Origin of the sequence: Herbaspirillum rhizosphaerae (genome assembly GCF_046025915.1) — a bacterium.
In the GTDB taxonomy this organism is placed as follows: Bacteria; Pseudomonadota; Gammaproteobacteria; order Burkholderiales; family Burkholderiaceae_D; genus Herbaspirillum; species Herbaspirillum rhizosphaerae_A.
Genome location: NZ_JAQQFR010000003.1, coordinates 382,434 through 400,380 on the forward strand (window position 1 = coordinate 382,434; position 17,947 = coordinate 400,380).

The following is a 17,947-nucleotide window of genomic DNA, read 5'->3' on the forward strand; positions in this document are numbered from 1 at the left end:
ATCTTCAGATAATTAAAAGTAGAGCTTCGCTATGTCCGGCAACACCCTCGGCACGCTGTTTACCGTTACCACCTTCGGCGAATCCCATGGCCCGGCCATCGGATGCGTGATCGACGGCTGTCCGCCGGGAATGACATTGTCCGAAGCCGACATTCAGCCTGAACTGGATCGCCGCAAGCCGGGCACCTCGCGCCACGTCACGCAGCGTCAGGAGCCGGATACGGTCGAAATTCTCTCCGGCGTGTTCGAAGGCAAGACAACCGGCACGCCGATTGCGCTGCTGATTCGCAATCAGGATCAGCGCAGCAAGGACTATGGCAATCTGCTCGATACCTTCCGCCCAGGTCATGCTGATTACACCTATTGGCACAAATACGGCATTCGCGATCCACGCGGCGGCGGGCGTTCTTCGGCGCGTCTGACGGCGCCGGTGGTCGGCGCGGCAGCAGTGGCCAAGAAGTGGCTGTTCGAACAATACGGCACAACGTTCAAGGGTTGCATGAGTCAGCTCGGTGACATCGCGATTCCGTTCGAATCCTGGGATCAGGTGCGTGAAAATCCATTCTTCGCAGCCAACGCGACCATGATTCCGCAACTGGAAGAGTACATGGATGCGCTCCGTAAGGCCGGCGACTCCTGCGGCGCGCGTATTGACGTGGTGGCGCAAAACGTGCCGGTCGGTCTGGGCGAACCTATTTACGACAAGCTCGATGCGGAAATCGCTTACGCACTGATGGGCATCAATGCCGTCAAGGGTGTCGAGATCGGCGCCGGTTTCAAGTCGGTAGCGCAAAAGGGCACTGAGCACGGTGACGCGTTGACGCCGGAGGGCTTTGTCGGCAACAACGCCGGCGGTATCCTGGGCGGTATTTCGACCGGGCAGGACATCACGGCCTCGATCGCGATTAAACCGACGTCGAGCATCCGCTCCCCACGTCCATCAATCGACAAAGCTGGTCAGGCGACCGAAGTCGAGACGCATGGCCGCCATGATCCTTGCGTTGGCATTCGTGCTACGCCCATTGCAGAAGCCATGGTTGCGCTGGTCTTGATGGATCATGCCTTGCGTCATCGCGCCCAATGCGGTGATGTCAAGGTAACTACGCCGCAAATCGCCGCACAGAAATAAAACGAAGAATCAAAGAAGTAAAAGAAGAAATAAAAGAAGAATTAAATTGAGATCGCCGACTTTCACGTCGGTCTCAGAACTGGGGCAATGTGTTCAGGTCGAAGGGCCTGCAACATAGGGGAGCGCCGCACTGACAATGTCAATTGATGGCAGTCGCGTGGCAATTTTCGCAGGCACTGCCAAGCGTTTCTCCCGCGTATTTTTATCTTTGACGATGGAGACAGCATGGCGTATCAAATGCAGCGTTCACACCAATTTCTTTCCCGGTTTTTTCTGATTGCGGCCGCTTTGGCGCTGACTGCCTGCGAAAGCGTGCAAACCACGCAGGGTGGGGCTGTTGGTATCACACGTCAGCAAAGCATGATGTTGTCCGCACAAGAAGTCGATGCTTCTGCAGTCAAAGAATATGCGCAAGTGCTCGATGAGCAAAAGAAGAAGGGCGCGCTGAATCAGAATGCCGCTCAGGTGCGCCGCGTGCGTGCTATCGCGGATCGCCTCATCCCTCAGACCGCAGCCTTCCGTCCCGACGCCGTCAAGTGGAAGTGGGAAGTCAACATCATCACCTCGCCTGAGGCCAATGCATGGTGCATGCCGGGAGGAAAAATCGCTGTCTATACCGGCTTGATTGAAAAGCTGAAGATTACCGATGATGAACTTGCTGCCGTCATGGGACATGAAATCGCTCACGCCTTGCGCGAGCATGCTCGTGAACGCGCCTCAGAGCAGGCCGTGACGGGATCGCTGATTTCCATAGGATCATCGATTCTGGGCGTCGGTGAATTGGGGAAGCAGGGAGCACAGTACGCGTACATGGGTCTTGTCGGTTTGCCGAATTCACGTACCCACGAGACCGAGGCTGACCGCATCGGTGTCGAGCTGGCGGCCCGTGCCGGCTATGACCCGCGCGCGGCCATTTCCCTGTGGCAAAAAATGGCTCAGATCGGTGGTAGCGAACCGATGAAATTCATGTCCACTCATCCCTCGCGTGAAGACCGTATCAGCGATCTCACGGTTTATTCGCAACGCGTGATGCCGCTTTACGAGCAAAGCAAGAAGACCCGCTGAACACCGGCGGCCGCAAAGCGTTGTACAACGCAGCCCTAAAACCCACATTCGCGCCTCGGGAAAGGCGCGTTTATGGCATAATCAAAGGCTCATTTCAACGACTTGCGTAGCTTTTACACGCCCGCATCATCATGCTTAAGACGCTTTACGACAAACTTTGGGAATCTCACGTTGTTCATGCAGAACAAGACGGAACGGCCATTTTGTACATCGACCGTCATCTACTGCATGAAGTGACCAGCCCGCAAGCATTTGAAGGCCTCAAATTGGCCGGTCGCCAGCCATGGCGCAATGCCGCCAATCTGGTGGTAGCCGACCACAACGTGCCGACAACCAATCGCGCTAACGGCATTGCCGACCCGATCTCCCGTCTGCAGGTGGAAACGCTGGACGCCAATGCCAAGGAATACGGCCTGACCTATTTCGGCATGAACGACAAGCGTCAAGGCATCGTACACGTTATCGGACCTGAACAAGGCGCGACGCTGCCCGGTATGACCGTGGTTTGCGGCGATTCGCACACCTCCACGCACGGCGCTTTCGCCTGTCTGGCGCACGGTATCGGCACGTCTGAAGTCGAGCACGTGCTGGCAACGCAAACGCTGCTGACCAAAAAATCCAAAGCCATGCTGGTGCAGGTCGACGGCGCATTGCCTGTCGGCGTGACCGCAAAAGACATCGTGCTGGCCGTGATCGGCAAGATCGGCACCGCGGGCGGCACTGGTTATGCGATTGAATTCGCCGGCTCGACCATGCGCTCGCTGACCATGGAAGGCCGTATGACGGTCTGTAACATGGCGATCGAAGCGGGTGCGCGTGCCGGTATGGTTGCGGTTGACGACACCACGATTAATTACCTCAAGGGCCGTCCGTTTGCACCTTCGGGCCCGCATTGGGAGCGCGCCGTGACTTACTGGCGTACGCTGCATTCCGATCCGGGCGCCAAATTCGACATGGTCGTAACCTTGAACGCTGCCGACATCAAGCCGCAAGTGACCTGGGGTACATCGCCGGAAATGGTGGTTGCCGTTGACAGCCGTGTCCCTGATCCGGACAAGGAAAAAGACGCCACCAAGCGCGACGGTATGGAAAAGGCGCTGGCCTATATGGCGCTCAAGCCCAATACCCCGATTGAAGATATTCGCATCGACAAAGTATTCATCGGCTCTTGCACCAATTCGCGCATCGAAGATTTGCGCGAAGCGGCGGCGGTGGTGCGTGGCAAATTCCGCGCATCCAACGTCAAGCTGGCGATGGTGGTGCCAGGTTCCGGTCTGGTGAAAGAACAAGCCGAACGCGAAGGCCTGGACAAGATTTTCCGCGATGCCGGTTTTGAATGGCGTGAGCCGGGTTGCTCGATGTGTCTCGCGATGAACGCTGACCGTCTGGAGCCGGGCGAGCGTTGCGCTTCGACGTCCAATCGCAATTTTGAAGGACGTCAGGGCGCGGGTGGTCGTACGCATCTGGTAAGTCCGGCGATGGCTGCTGCGGCAGGCATTGCAGGACATTTTGTTGATATCCGTTCTTTGTAAACCTACTTGGATGAAATCATGAAAAAAATAATCGCTTTGGCTCTGCTGGCTGCGTCTATGCTGACTCTGACTGCATGCAATACCGTCCACGGTTTTGGTGAAGATGTCGCGAAGGTTGGCGACAAGATGCAAGACGCCAGCAAGAAGTAATAATGCAGTGGCGGCAGCCGGTGCGCTTGCATCGCTGTTGCTGATTTGTTTGTTGAAGAGATAAAAGAAATCGGCTGATCCGGATTGCTGCATGGTGCGGCGATCCATCATCGATAAAAGTGCCATGAATAAATTTATTGTCCATGATGGTTTGGTTGCTCCGCTTGACCGCGCTAACGTCGATACTGATGCGATCATTCCCAAGCAATTCCTGAAATCGATCAAGCGCAGCGGCTTCGGTCCGAATCTGTTCGACGAATGGCGTTATCTGGATCACGGCGAGCCCGGCATGGACAACTCCAAGCGCCCGCTAAATCCTGATTTTGTGCTGAATCAACCGCGCTACCAAGGCGCGTCGATCCTGATCGCACGCAAGAATTTCGGTTGCGGCTCCTCGCGCGAACACGCGCCATGGGCGTTGGATCAATACGGCTTCCGCGCAGTAATTGCACCGAGCTTCGCCGATATTTTCTTTAATAACTGCTTCAAGAACGGCTTGCTGCCGATCGTGCTGTCGGAACAGCAGATCGACCATCTGTTCGATGAAGTAAAAGCATTCCCGGGCTTCCGACTGATCATTGATCTGGACAAACAGATCATCACTACCGCGAATGGTAGTCAGACTTATCCGTTTGAGGTCGGCGAATTCCGTAAATACTGCTTGCTCAACGGCCTTGACGACATCGGTCTGACATTGCGCCAAGCGGACAAAATCCGCGCTTTTGAAGAGCGTCACCTTTACGATCAACCTTGGTTGGCCAACACTATCTGAGTGCTGTCAATTACGCGGTTAAGTTATTCGCAACAGGTTTCTGAAGTTCTGATCAGCCGGATGCCGCATTGCACGGTCGCCAAGACCGGTGCAGATGTGGCCTCCGGCGCTATTATTTTCCAAGACTAGAAGACGACGACATGAAGATTGCAATTTTGCCAGGTGACGGCATCGGTCCCGAGATCATTGAACAAGCTGTACGTGTACTCAATACACTGGGCGAAAAGTTTGAAATGGAAACTGCGCCGGTCGGCGGCGCAGGCTATGAAGCGCACGGCCATCCGCTGCCGGACGGCACGCTGAAGCTGGCAAAGGAAGCCGATGCGATCCTGTTCGGCGCCGTCGGTGACTGGAAGTACGACACACTCGATCGTCCGCTGCGTCCTGAGCAAGCGATTCTGGGTCTGCGTAAACATCTGCAATTGTTCGCCAATTTTCGTCCTGCGATCTGCTATCCGGAACTGACCGGCGCGTCATCGCTCAAGCCTGAACTGGTTGCAGGTCTGGATATCCTGATCGTGCGCGAACTGAACGGCGACATTTATTTCGGCCAGCCACGCGGTATGCGCGAAGCACCGGACGGTCCTTTCAAGGGCGCGCGCGAAGGCTTCGATACCATGCGCTACAGCGAGCCGGAAATCCGCCGCATCGCACACGTTGCCTTCCAGGCAGCCGCCAAGCGCGGCAATCGTCTGTGCAGTGTGGACAAAGCCAACGTGCTGGAAACTTTCCAGTTCTGGAAAGATATCGTCACTGACGTGCACAAGGAATATCCGCAAGTCGAATTGACCCACATGTATGTTGACAATGCCGCAATGCAACTGGTCAAGGCGCCGAAGAATTTTGACGTCATCGTCACCGGCAACATGTTCGGCGACATCCTGTCGGATGCAGCCGCAATGCTGACCGGCTCGATCGGCATGCTGCCATCGGCATCGCTGGATGCCAACAACAAGGGTTTGTACGAACCGTCGCATGGTTCAGCACCCGACATCGCAGGCAAGGGCGTCGCTAATCCATTGGCGACCATTTTGTCGGCGGCAATGATGCTGCGTTTCTCGCTGAACAAGGTGGAACAGGCAGACCGTATTGAAGCGGCGGTGAAGAAAGTCCTTGCACAAGGCTATCGCACCGGCGATATTTATGAAGAGGGCACTACCAAGGTCGGCACCAAGGAAATGGGCGACGCAGTCGTCAAAGCATTGGGTTGAGTTCGAAGTTGATCGCGGCGGTGGTTTTTTTAACGTTGTAGTTCATTGATTATGGAAGTTCATTAATAGGGAAAGATGATGAAACTGGTTGGTTTGGTTGGCTGGCGTGGAATGGTGGGTTCGGTCCTGATGCAACGCATGCAGGACGAGCGTGATTTCGATCACATCGAACCGGTATTTTTTTCGACCTCGAATGCAGGCGGTAAAGCTCCGTCGTTCGCCAAAACGGCAACGACGCTGAAAGACGCCAACAGCATTGATGAGCTGAAAAAATGCGACATCATTATTACCGCGCAAGGCGGCGACTACACCACTGAGATCTTCCCTAAGCTGCGTGCAGCCGGCTGGGACGGCTATTGGATCGATGCGGCGTCGACTCTGCGCATGAAGGATGACGCCGTGATCGTGCTGGATCCGGTCAACAACGATGTGATCAAGAACGCGCTGGCCAAGGGCGTCAAAAATTACATCGGTGGTAACTGCACCAACTCCATCCTGCTGATGGGCGTAGGCGGTCTGTTCAAAGAAGGTCTGGTTGAGTGGGTCAGCTCGATGACTTACCAGGCGGCTTCCGGCGGCGGTGCGAATCATATGCGCGAACTGTTGAAGGGCATGGGCGTCATCAATGCAGCCGTGGCTGATGAACTGGCGACACCGTCGTCGGCGATTCTGGATATCGACCGCAAAGTTGCCAAGACCATTCGCGAAGACGTGCCGACCGAATACTTCGGCGCACCACTGGCGGGCGGCCTGATCCCATGGATCGACGCGCAACTGGAAAACGGTCAGTCCAAGGAAGAGTGGAAGGGCCAGGCTGAAGTCAACAAGATCCTCGACAGCGAGAAAGTTATTCCTGTCGACGGCCTGTGCGTGCGTATCGGTGCGATGCGTTGCCATAGCCTGGCATTGACCATCAAGCTCAAGCGCGACCTGCCGCTGGCCGACATCGAATCCATCATCCGTTCGGGTAACCAATGGGTCAAATGGGTGCCGAATGATCGCGCCATCACCGTTAAGGAACTGACGCCGGCATCCATCACCGGCAGCCTGGAAATCGGTGTTGGCCGTGTGCGTAAGCTCAACCAGGGACCGGAATATATTTCGGCCTTCGTGATCGGCGATCAGTTGCTGTGGGGTGCCGCAGAACCGCTGCGCCGCATGTTGCGCATCATTCTGGGTAAATAATGGCGCGGAAGGCTTGGCCTTCCGTTGTCAATTTGCAACGCAAACCCGTCAAACATTCCTTCACTGGAATGTTGGCGGGTTTTGACCATCTTGAGAACTTGGTTACACTTGCAGGCCTAAGTTCTTGATGATATGTTGAAAATCAGAATTTATCTCATCACTGTCAACAATCCGGTCATTAAAGCCCCTTACTATGAGGGATGTTCAAATCCATTGCTTCGTGGCAATTTGGAGGGCTTTGGTTGAGTTGTCGATCTTTTGATTGTCATCGATGAAATAAACTTTGGTCTTCAGGCCTTCTTTAGTAGAACGTCTATCTAAAACCATATAAACATGCCTCTATATACTCATAATAAGTTTGCGCTGTCCCGCCTGAAAAAACTGAGTGCTGCCGTGACCTTGGCATTAGCCTTGCCAATGGCTGCGAATGCCGCCGGACTGGGCAAACTCACGGTGCTCTCCTCTTTAGGGCAACCGCTGCGCGCGGAAATCGAGTTGAACTCGGTATCGAAAGAGGAAGAGGGCGCATTGGTGGCAAGGCTCGCACCGGCAGACGCTTTCAAGAAGGCCAATATCGATTTCAACCCGGTGTTGTCGTCGCTACGTTTCTCGGTAGAGCAACGGCAGGGCAAGCAACTGATCCGCATCAGTTCGTCGCAAGCGATCAATGAACCCTTCGTCGACCTGCTGCTGGAATTGAGCGGTGGCGGTTCGCGTCTGGTGCGCGAATACACCTTCCTGTTGGACCCGCCGGACATGCGCAAGCCGCAGACCGCGCAATCGGCTCCGGCGACACCTCCTGCCGCCAAGCCAGCGGCCAGTGCGCCTGCAACTGCGCCTGCCAAGCCGGCTGCTACACCGGTTGCAGCTGCACCGGCAGTTTCGGCTCCAGCTACAAACGCAATGCCGGCCGCGGCGGCAATCAATAACAGCGATGAAGAACCAACGTCGCGTATCGTCACCAAGTCGGCTCCTTCCAGTCAGGCAGAAGAACTGATTCGTAACGGCCGCAGCAATGACCAGAGTGGTTTGACCAATGCACCGGTTCCCGCTGCCGTTGCGGAAAAGACTGTTCCGGCTCCTGCAAAGATGGATGCCAAAGCGGATGATGCTGCCACAATGCCTGCCGCTACCGCTTCAGGCAAACGCGGCAAAGGTGGCAAAGCCGCCAGTAATGCCGCGCAGCCGGATGCCAAAACAGAAGGCAAATCGTATCGCGTGAAAGAGGGCGATACGCTGGCGGAAATCGCCAATCGCACCAAAGGCAACACCGTCTCTCTGGATCAGATGCTGGTCGCTTTGTACCGTGCCAATCCGGATGCCTTCATCGGCGACAACATTAACCGCCTGCGCGCAGGCCGCGTGTTGTCGGTGCCTGACGCCGCCACCGCAAGCGCTGTCGACAAGGGCGAAGCGCGCACCACCGTTGTTGCTCAGGCACAGGATTTCAACGCCTATCGTAACAAGCTGGCAGGCCAGGTCGCCAACGGTCCTTCACGTAAAGCGGGTGACTCCAGGCAAAGCAGCAGCGGCAAAGTGACTGCACGTGTTGAAGAAAAATCCGGCGCGGGCGATGCGAAGGACAAGTTGCAACTTTCCAAGGCTGGCGCGAGTGATCGCGCTGCAGCTGAGAAGGCCGCAGCGGAAGACAAAATCGCAGCAGACAAAGCAATTGCTGAAGCGAGCGAGCGCGTGAAAGCGCTGGAGAAAAACGTCAGCGATTTGCAAAAACTGCTGGAAATCAAGAACAAGACACTGGCGGAAATGAGCGAACAGCAAAAAGCTGCCGCTGCCAAGCCGGAAACACCAGCACAACCGACTCCAGCGCCTGCTGCCGCTGTCAAACCGGAAGAAAAACCGGCCGAAGCGAAACCAGCTGAAGCACCAGCTGCTGAACAAGCTAAGCCTGAAACACCGGCCCCTGCTCCAGCAACGCCTGCTGCTGCGCCGGCAGCGGTGGCGCCGAAGGTTGCAGCAGCACCTGTGCCTGCCGTCAAAGCAAACTTCTTCGACAACATCCAAGACAATCCTTTCGTCTTGCCTGGTGCCGGTGCGCTGGTCGCACTGCTGGCGGCATGGGGCATTGTGCGCGTTCGCAATAATCGGAAGAAGGCAGCAACTGCTGCATCTGCCGATGCAGACAAGGAGGATGAGCCGGGAAAGGTAACCAAACAACCTGAACCGACTCCTGAAGCAGCCGCAGTTGCAGAACCGGAAACCGTGCCAGAAGTTGTCGCAGAGACGGCGCCTGAAGCCGTCGCCGCTACAGCAGCAGTGACTGCAGCCCCCGAGCCGGATGCGGTCGATCCGATCTCTGAAGCGGATATGTATATTTCTTATGGTCGCGAAGAGCAGGCCGAAGACATTCTGCGTCTGGCCCTGAAGAGCGATCCGAATCGTCAGGCTATTCGCCTGAAGCTGCTGGAAATTTATTCCAAGCGCCAGGACGTCGAAGGTTTCAATGATGTCGCCAGGGAATTGCATGACGCCACCAGCGGCATTGGTTCGGAATGGGAGCAAGCCGCTGCTATGGGTATCGTGCTTGATCCGACCAATCCGTTGTACGGTGGATCTCCTGTGGAAGAGCTTGTTGCCGAAGAAGCGCCGGTCGCCGAGAAGATGCCGGAGCCAGAGCCCGAACCAGAAGCGCCTGCTCCTGAAGAACAGGATCTGGAGTTCGATCTGAACGACTTCAAAGGCGCAGAAATTCAACCGGGTGCGACGCCTGTCGCAGATATCGGCAGCAAGATCGATTTTGATCTGGAGCTTGATAGCGGCAAGTCTGACGCAGAAGATGCCGCTTCTTTGCTGGATGATCTGCCGAAGCCATCGCCAGTCGTCAATAACATCGATCTGGATCTGCCTGAGCCGGTGGAAGCGCCTAAACAGGATGTGCTGGAAGACGACGAGTCGGCCTTTGCTGCAGAAATGTCGACCAAGCTGGATCTTGCAGCGGCGTATCAGGAAATCGGTGACAAGGAAGGTGCCCGCGAACTGTTGGACGAAGTCATTCGTGGCGGCAGCGATGCCCAGATCGCGCGTGCCAAGGAAATGTTGTCCAAGCTGTCGTAAGGCGGATGCCGTAAGCCGTACACCGACTTGTCCGGAGACGGGCGCCGAGATTGGCGCCCGTTTGCTTTTTGATTTGCGATTGAAATATGCTGTGGATGCAGAGATCTCTTTACCGCGACTGCGTGACAGCCAGATCAGATGACGCATAACGAATGTTACGGCGAACGAAGCAATCAATGAAGCAACGAACCTGATCAATAAAGTAGCAATCCACGTAATAATCCATGTAATCACGCACGTAACAACGCAGAAAAGAACTACCGTGACCGAACCCGCACTTTCCCTTTCCGCAGCGCCGCAGCCAGTTATCGAGGGGGCTTCTTCCGGACCGGCTTTGCGTCCGCTTCGCTCGCTGCATCGCATTGTGCTCGGAATCCAATATGACGGTAATTCCTGGCAAGGCTGGCAGACACAGCCTCATGGGCTGACAGTGCAGGATAAATTGGAAGCAGCACTGAAGCAGTTCACGCTGGTTGACATTGATACCACCTGTGCCGGTCGCACCGATTCCGGCGTGCACGCGCTGGAGCAGGTGGTTCATTTCGATACCACGATTACGCGCGACAAGTCATCGTGGGTGCGCGGTGTCAATGCCTTTTTGCCATCGTCGATTGCCGTGCGCTGGGCGATTGAGCTACCGGCGGATGAAGGCGGGGACGTTGCTCTCAACGGGCGCGAAGACGGTTTTCATGCGCGCTTCAGCGCGACAGCACGTACCTATCACTACATGCTGTACAACCATCCGGTGCGTTCGCCTTTGCTGGCGGGCAAGGCAGGCTGGACTTTCCGGCCGCTCGATGTGGATTTGATGCAGCAGGCGGCAAATCATCTGGTCGGTAAGCATGATTTTTCGACGTTTCGGGCAGTGGAGTGCCAGGCCAAGTCGCCGGTACGGACAATGGAATCGCTGCAGGTCCGCCGCCATGGCGACATGATTGTCTTCACGTTGAAAGCCAACGCCTTCTTGCATCACATGGTGCGCAACATCGTCGGATCGTTGATTTTTGTCGGAAACGGCAGGCAGCCGCCGGAATGGATTGCTCAGATCTTGGCGCAGCAGGATCGCAGCCTCGCCGCACCGACATTCATGCCCGATGGTTTGTATCTGGCCAAAGTCGACTATCCGGCGCGCTGGTCATTGCCCCAGGAAGAAGCCGCCTGGCCCTGGCTGTAATCTGGTTCACTATCTCAATCGGTTAGACTAGGCGTCTTGCTATCTGTCTTGCCACTTTCGCTTACGACCCCATTTAGTCACCATGCACAGAACCAGAATCAAGATTTGCGGTTTGACCCGCGCGGAAGATGTTGCCGCTGCCGTAGCCGCCGGCGCTGATGCGATCGGCTTTGTGTTTTACGACAAGAGCCCGCGCTATGTCACCGCATCGGCAGCGGCGGAATTGATTCGCACTGTGCCGCCTTTCATTTCGACGGTGGGATTGTTTGTTAATGCCAGTGCGGAGGAGGTCAGTGCGGTGTTGGAACGGGCGCCCTTGTCGTTGTTGCAATTTCACGGCGACGAGACACCGGAGCATTGTGCCGCCATTGCGCAAGCCGTCAAACGGCCTTTTATGCGCGCAGCACGCATCGGAAGCTCGACCACGCCCGAAGATTTGATAAAATGGGAGCAGGATTATCGTTCCGCCAGCCCTTTCTTTACGGGGCTCTTGCTTGACACCCTGGTTGAGCAATACGGCGGCAGCGGAAAGGTTTTCGATTGGTCTCTCATTCCAAAAGAACTCGCGCCTCGGGTCGTTTTAAGTGGTGGCTTGAGCGTACAAAACGCGACTGACGCGGTGCAGCGCGTGCGCCCGCACGCCGTTGACATCAGCAGTGGTGTCGAGCAAGCCAAAGGTATCAAGGATGCCGCCAAGATCGCCGCTTTCATCAGCGCCGTATATCTGGCGGACAAGACCTGATTAGCTATCCCTGAGCCTGGCAGCCATCTCACCGGAACATTTGAGGAATACCATGAAAGAATTGAATCCGCTCGGCAACTTTTCCGAGCGTCAGCCTATTGCCGCTGCAGCCTTGCATCAAACAGCGCCCTATAACCTGCCGGACGCACGTGGCCATTTCGGCCAATACGGCGGCAGCTTCGCAGCGGAAACTCTGACCGACGCACTCACGGAGCTGCGTGAAGCCTATGCGCATTACCAGAACGACGAACAGTTTTTGGCAGAGTTTCATACCGAGCTGAAACATTTTGTCGGCCGCCCCAGCCCGGTGTATCACGCCAAGCGCTGGTCCGAGCTGGCAGGCGGCGCGCAGATCTATTTCAAGCGTGAAGACCTGAATCACACTGGTGCGCACAAGATCAACAACGTCATTGGTCAGGCCTTGCTCGCCAAGCGCATGGGCAAGAAGCGCATCATCGCCGAGACCGGCGCAGGTCAGCACGGCGTGGCGACTGCAACGATCTGTGCACGTTTTGGCATGGAATGCATCGTCTACATGGGCAGCGAAGACGTCAAGCGCCAGTTGCAGAACGTCTATCGCATGAACCTGCTGGGCGCGACAGTGGTGCCGGTAGAATCCGGCTCCAAGACGCTGAAAGATGCACTCAACGAAGCGATGCGCGACTGGGTCACCAACGTTGAAAGCACGTTCTACATCATCGGAACAGTGGCTGGTCCGCATCCTTATCCGATGATGGTGCGCGACTTCCAATCGGTGATCGGCAACGAATGTATCGTGCAAATGCCTGAGATCGCCAGCCGTCAGCCTGACTACGTGGTGGCGGCCGTCGGTGGCGGCTCCAATGCGATGGGTATTTTCTATCCCTATATCGATTATCAGGACGTCAAACTGGTCGGTGTTGAAGCCGCCGGCGACGGTCTCGATACCGGCCGTCATTCCGCCTCGCTGACGCTGGGTACGCCAGGCGTGCTGCACGGCAATCGTACCTATCTGCTGCAGGATGAAAACGGCCAGATCATGGAAACGCATTCCGTCTCGGCGGGTCTTGACTATCCAGGCGTCGGTCCTGAGCACTCGTGGTTGAAAGACAGCGGGCGTGCCAGCTATGAATGCATCACCGACGACGAGGCATTGGCGGCGTTTCATACCTGCTGCCGCATCGAAGGTATCATTCCCGCGCTGGAGTCGAGCCATGCGCTGGCCTACGCCGCCAAGCTGGCAGCGACTTTGCCGAAAGACCGCATTGTGCTGGCCAATCTGTCGGGACGTGGCGACAAGGACATGCACACCGTCCAGCAACATCAGGGTTAAATAAGCTCCAGCAAAAAGGCTCCAGCTCTGCATGCGGGCAGCGGACTTAAAATCCGCTGCGCGCAAGCTGCAAAAACAAAGCAGGGCTGGCCGAATCGACGAACAACACATTTCAACACCATGTCCCGAATTCAATCCACTTTTACCGCACTGGCAGCCAGCAACAAGAAGGCGCTGATCACCTTTATCACAGCCGGTGACCCGGCTCCCGAACTGACTGTGCCTCTGCTGCATGCGCTGGTCGCGGGTGGCGTCGATATTCTTGAACTTGGGGTGCCTTTTTCCGATCCTATGGCAGAAGGTCCGGTCATTCAGCGTGCCTGCGAGCGCGCGCTCAAATTCAACGTCAGCACGCGCGACGTGCTCGGCTATGTGCGTGAGTTTCGCAAGACCAACAGCACGACGCCGGTAGTACTGATGGGCTATGCCAATCCGCTGGAACGTTTTGGCGTCGATGCCTTCATTGCGGCAGCGAAAGAGGCTGGCGTGGACGGCACCATCATCGTCGATTACCCGCCGGAAGAATGCGAAGAGTTTTCGCAAAAAATGCAGGCACAGGGACTCGATCCGATTTTCCTGCTGGCGCCGACGTCGACCGAAGAACGTATCCAGCAAGTGGCCAAGGTCAGTAGCGGATTCTGCTACTACGTCTCCTTGAAGGGCGTGACCGGCGCCGGCAACATCGATACCGCCGAAGTCGCCAAGCGCATTGCGGAAATCCGCAAGCACGTCAAACTGCCGATCGGCGTCGGTTTCGGCATTCGCGACGGTGCCACCGCCAAGGCAGTGAGCCAGGTGTCGGATGCCGTCGTGATCGGCAGCCGCATTATTCAAGAGTTGGAAAACACCCCGCGTGAGCGTGCGGTGGAGGCGGTTCAGGCCTTCGTGACGGATATTCGCAAGGCAATGGACGCCTGATCCCTGCATCTCGAGGAGGAGGCCGACAGCGAGCCCGGCCTCTCCTGAAAGCATGGTTTCCTAAAAGAAATTATCGAAAAGCAATCAAATCATCGTCTCCGGTTGTGTGGCTTTGCCTCTGGTACAATGCGCCACCGGAAATTAGAAAGAGGTTTCTATGAGCTGGCTAGAGAAATTACTCCCGCCTCAAATTCAACGTAGCGATTCCGCAAGCCGGAAGTCGATACCCGAAGGTTTATGGGTCAAGTGCCCATCCTGCGAAGCAGTGCTTTATCGTACGGATCTGGAATCCAATCTCCACGTTTGCCCGAAGTGCAGCCATCACATGCGTATCCGCGCCCGTGCGCGCCTGGATTCGCTGCTCGACGAAGGTGGCCGTTATGAAATCGGCCAGGAAGCCCTGCCGGTCGATACGCTCAAGTTCAAAGACAGCAAGAAATACCCAGACCGTCTGAAAGACGCGCTGGAATCCACCGGTGAAACCGATGCCATGATCGTCATGGGCGGCGCCATCATGACCCTGCCGGTCGTGGTTGCCTGCTTTGAGTTCGAATTCATGGGAGGTTCTATGGGCTCTGTGGTTGGCGAGCGTTTCGCCCGTGGCGCGCAGATGGCGCTGGAGCAAAAAGTACCGTTCATCTGCATCACCGCCACCGGTGGTGCGCGTATGCAAGAAGGCTTGTTGTCATTGATGCAAATGGCCAAGACCACTTCCATGCTGACCAAGCTGTCCGAGAAGAAGTTGCCCTTTATTAGCGTGCTGACCGACCCGACCATGGGCGGCGTGTCGGCATCGTTCGCCTTCATGGGCGACGTCGTGATGGCCGAACCGAAAGCACTGATCGGCTTTGCCGGTCCACGTGTGATCGAGAACACCGTGCGCGAAAAGTTGCCGGAAGGCTTCCAGCGCTCCGAGTTCCTCGTGACCAAGGGCGCCATCGACATGATCGTCGACCGTCGCAAGATGCGCGAAGAAATCGCACGTTTGCTGGCGTTGCTGCAAAATCAGGCGGCCGAAACCGTTTCCTGATCGCGATGCTGCAGACAGACCCGAACTTGTCGTCGTTCAACGCAAGTTCGGGTTTTTGCTTTTAAGTTATTCCAAGTCGTTCCAAGTCATTCATCGAGCTCATCAGCTCCATGCAGGTCATCTCAGATTCACTGTAGATTCAACTCATGCAAGCGCAAGCAAAACCTTCCACCCTGGCCGAATGGCTGACCCTTCTGGAAACCCGTCACACCAAGTCCATCGACATGGGCCTGGAGCGCGTCGGCAAGGTCAAAGAATTGCTCGACATCCGTTTCGATTGCCCCGTCATCACGGTGGCCGGCACAAACGGCAAAGGCTCGACCTGCGCCATGCTGGAATCGATCCTGATGCGCGCCGGTTATCGCGTGGGTTTGTACATCAAGCCGCATTTCCTGCATTTCAACGAGCGCGCCCGGGTCGAAGGCGTGCCGGCATCCGATGCGGCGCTGATCGCTGCGTTTGAAGCGGTGGAAGAAAAGCGCGGCGATATTTCGCTGACCTATTTCGAGTTCACCACACTGGCCATCATGAAGCTGCTGGCCGATGCCAAGATGGAAGTCGTGATCCTGGAAGTCGGCCTGGGTGGTCGTCTGGATGCCGTCAATGTCATCGATGCCGACGTCGGCATCGTCACCAGCATCGACATCGACCATACCGAATACCTCGGCACCACGCGCGAAGAAATCGGCTTTGAGAAAGCTGGCATTTATCGCGCCGGCAAAACTGCGATTTGCGGCGATCCCGTACCGCCGAGGTCGCTCATCAAGCATGCTGAATCCATCGGCGCCGATCTCTGGCTGATGGGCCGCGATTTCAACTACCAGGGTGACAAGCAACAGTGGGCCTATGGCGGTCGCGCTCAGCGCCGCAATTCGCTGGCGTATCCGAGCCTGCGTGGCGCCAATCAATTGCTTAATGCTTCGGCTGCACTGGCTGCGCTGGAAGCCTTGCGCGACGTGTTGCCCATCGGCGCACAAGAAGTACGCACCGGCCTGGCAACGGTCGAATTACCGGGGCGTTTCCAGGTCTTGCCTGGACAACCTCTGGTGATTCTCGACGTCGCGCATAACCCGCACGCCGCCGCCACGCTGGCGCAAAATCTCGACAACATGGGTTTTCATCCCTACACCTATGCAGTGTTCGGCTCCATGCTCGACAAGGACATCGAAGGCGTCATCAATCAGCTCAAAGGCAAGATCGATCACTGGTGTGTGACCGGCTTGCCATTGCCGCGCGCTGCTACGGCGCAGCAATTGAAGGATAAATTACTGGAAGCAGGCGTCGAGCCGGAATTCAAGCCTGACGCGGCCTGCACCATAGAAACCTTTGAAACGCCTGCTGCTGCATTCGCAAATGCGCAGAGCAGAGCTACCGAGAATGATAGAATTGTGGTTTTTGGATCCTTCCTCACCGTTGCAGGCGTGATGCAAGCCCGTAAGCCGGAGTTGCATTGAGTTTTTTGCGGTTTGCCTCGGTTTGCGTCGTTTTCGGCTGGGATGTTGCAGTTTGTTTTTTGATGCGATCAGTCGCATCCGCTGCGCCCGGTATTTGTCATCCGCATTTTTCAGACCACCTTATATAGATCAGCATGGGCTTGTTCTCGTTTTTTCGTAAAAACAAGCAGGAATCTGCTTCCGGTCAAGGCGAATTCCTGTCGCGTTCCGCAGGGGAGTCGTCGGCCGCACAGAACAGCCGCAGCAGCCGTAGTGCGGGGAATTCCCGCAAGTCCAGCAAGGGCGGCAAAGAAGAGTCGGTCGATCCCGTACTGCCGGAAAAGAAACGTGCACGCCGCCGCCTGATCGGTGCCGTTGCGCTGGTGCTGGCAGTGGTGATTGTGTTGCCGATGGTTCTCGACTCCGAGCCGCGTCCGCTCGCGGACGATATCGCGATCCAGATTCCTTCCAAGGATGGCAAGGATGCTGCCAAGGATACGGTTGCCGATGCCAAACCGGCAACATCGACAGCTTCGGCAAACTCAGCAGCGCAACCGAAGGAAGAGTTTGTCGATCCGGCAACGCTGGCGCCTGCTAACGAGAAGCCCGCTATTGCTCCCGGTGCTCCGGCAATGCCTTCCGGTCCTGCCAATGCGCCGCTGGCCAAACTGTCTGAACCAACTGCTGCCGTGGCGGAAAAGCCTGCAGAGAAACCTGAAGCCCCCAAACCTGCGGCCAAGCCCGAGACTAAAGCCGACGCCAAAGCAGACGTAAAAGATAGCAAGGCTGCAGCCAAGCCAACCGAGCACAAAGACGATCGCAAGAAGGACGTGAAGGAAGCGGCCAAGCCAAAGACTGCGGATAAGCCCGACGATGCGGCCCGCGCCATGGCGATTCTGGAAGGCAAGTCTGCCACCGCCGACAAGAAACCGGCAGCATCGGCTCCAGCAGCGGCAGGTGGTAAATTTGTGATTCAGGTCGCCGCGTTAGCGACACAGGAAAAAATCGATGAGTTGCGCGGCAAGCTCAATAGCGCTGGCATCAAATCATTTACGCAAAAAGTGGCAACCCAATCGGGTGACCGTACGCGTATCCGCGTCGGCCCGTTTGCCAGCCGCGACGAGGCCGACAAGATGCGCGCCAGGATTAATAAGCTCGGCTTGAACGCTACTATCGTTCCAGCTTGAATTTCGCGATGACCGGTCGCATATTGCTTATGTTG

The 17,947-nt window shown here is 56.3% G+C and carries 15 protein-coding genes; all 15 read left to right on the plus strand.

The window, feature by feature from the left end:
• The first annotated feature begins 31 nt into the window (after nucleotides 1-31).
• Entirely contained in the window at nucleotides 32-1,129 is a 1,098-nt protein-coding gene (aroC, locus tag PQR63_RS06645) for a chorismate synthase (protein WP_408166676.1), read from the plus strand.
• Nucleotides 1,130-1,354: 225 nt separating this feature from the next.
• Entirely contained in the window at nucleotides 1,355-2,194 is an 840-nt protein-coding gene (locus PQR63_RS06650) for a M48 family metallopeptidase (RefSeq protein WP_408166677.1), read from the plus strand.
• 131 nt (nucleotides 2,195-2,325) lie between these two features.
• On the plus strand, nucleotides 2,326-3,726 hold the full coding sequence (gene leuC / locus PQR63_RS06655) for a 3-isopropylmalate dehydratase large subunit (RefSeq protein ID WP_408166678.1): 1,401 nt from the start codon (nucleotides 2,326-2,328) through the stop codon (nucleotides 3,724-3,726).
• A gap of 18 nt (nucleotides 3,727-3,744) precedes the next feature.
• Nucleotides 3,745-3,876: an entericidin A/B family lipoprotein gene (locus PQR63_RS06660; protein ID WP_408166679.1), complete on the plus strand. Its 132-nt coding sequence runs from the start codon at nucleotides 3,745-3,747 to the stop codon at nucleotides 3,874-3,876.
• 124 nt (nucleotides 3,877-4,000) lie between these two features.
• Entirely contained in the window at nucleotides 4,001-4,648 is a 648-nt protein-coding gene (gene leuD / locus PQR63_RS06665; RefSeq protein WP_094564813.1) for a 3-isopropylmalate dehydratase small subunit, read from the plus strand.
• Nucleotides 4,649-4,788: 140 nt separating this feature from the next.
• Nucleotides 4,789-5,859 (plus strand): 3-isopropylmalate dehydrogenase, encoded by a 1,071-nt coding sequence (gene leuB, locus PQR63_RS06670; protein ID WP_408166681.1) that lies wholly within the window; start codon nucleotides 4,789-4,791, stop codon nucleotides 5,857-5,859.
• Between the two features lie 78 nt (nucleotides 5,860-5,937).
• Nucleotides 5,938-7,044, plus strand: coding sequence for an aspartate-semialdehyde dehydrogenase (gene asd, locus PQR63_RS06675; protein ID WP_408166683.1), 1,107 nt, complete (start codon nucleotides 5,938-5,940; stop codon nucleotides 7,042-7,044).
• Nucleotides 7,045-7,377: 333 nt separating this feature from the next.
• Nucleotides 7,378-10,116 (plus strand): motility hub landmark protein FimV, encoded by a 2,739-nt coding sequence (locus PQR63_RS06680; protein ID WP_408166685.1) that lies wholly within the window; start codon nucleotides 7,378-7,380, stop codon nucleotides 10,114-10,116.
• A gap of 307 nt (nucleotides 10,117-10,423) precedes the next feature.
• The gene (truA, locus tag PQR63_RS06685) at nucleotides 10,424-11,290 is read left to right on the plus strand and encodes a tRNA pseudouridine(38-40) synthase TruA (protein WP_408166790.1); all 867 of its coding nucleotides are present in this window, start codon (nucleotides 10,424-10,426) and stop codon (nucleotides 11,288-11,290) included.
• Nucleotides 11,291-11,372: 82 nt separating this feature from the next.
• On the plus strand, nucleotides 11,373-12,032 hold the full coding sequence (locus PQR63_RS06690; RefSeq protein WP_408166686.1) for a phosphoribosylanthranilate isomerase: 660 nt from the start codon (nucleotides 11,373-11,375) through the stop codon (nucleotides 12,030-12,032).
• 52 nt (nucleotides 12,033-12,084) lie between these two features.
• Nucleotides 12,085-13,344: a tryptophan synthase subunit beta gene (gene trpB, locus PQR63_RS06695; RefSeq protein ID WP_094564807.1), complete on the plus strand. Its 1,260-nt coding sequence runs from the start codon at nucleotides 12,085-12,087 to the stop codon at nucleotides 13,342-13,344.
• 120 nt (nucleotides 13,345-13,464) lie between these two features.
• Nucleotides 13,465-14,262, plus strand: a complete 798-nt coding sequence (gene trpA, locus PQR63_RS06700; protein WP_408166689.1) for a tryptophan synthase subunit alpha — start codon at nucleotides 13,465-13,467, stop codon at nucleotides 14,260-14,262.
• A 157-nt stretch (nucleotides 14,263-14,419) separates the two neighbouring features.
• Complete coding sequence (gene accD, locus PQR63_RS06705; RefSeq protein WP_408166690.1) at nucleotides 14,420-15,292, plus strand: acetyl-CoA carboxylase, carboxyltransferase subunit beta; 873 nt, start codon at nucleotides 14,420-14,422, stop codon at nucleotides 15,290-15,292.
• Nucleotides 15,293-15,438: 146 nt separating this feature from the next.
• The gene (gene folC / locus PQR63_RS06710; RefSeq protein WP_408166692.1) at nucleotides 15,439-16,746 is read left to right on the plus strand and encodes a bifunctional tetrahydrofolate synthase/dihydrofolate synthase; all 1,308 of its coding nucleotides are present in this window, start codon (nucleotides 15,439-15,441) and stop codon (nucleotides 16,744-16,746) included.
• Between the two features lie 134 nt (nucleotides 16,747-16,880).
• Nucleotides 16,881-17,912: an SPOR domain-containing protein gene (locus PQR63_RS06715; protein WP_408166694.1), complete on the plus strand. Its 1,032-nt coding sequence runs from the start codon at nucleotides 16,881-16,883 to the stop codon at nucleotides 17,910-17,912.
• Nucleotides 17,913-17,947 lie beyond the last annotated feature (35 nt).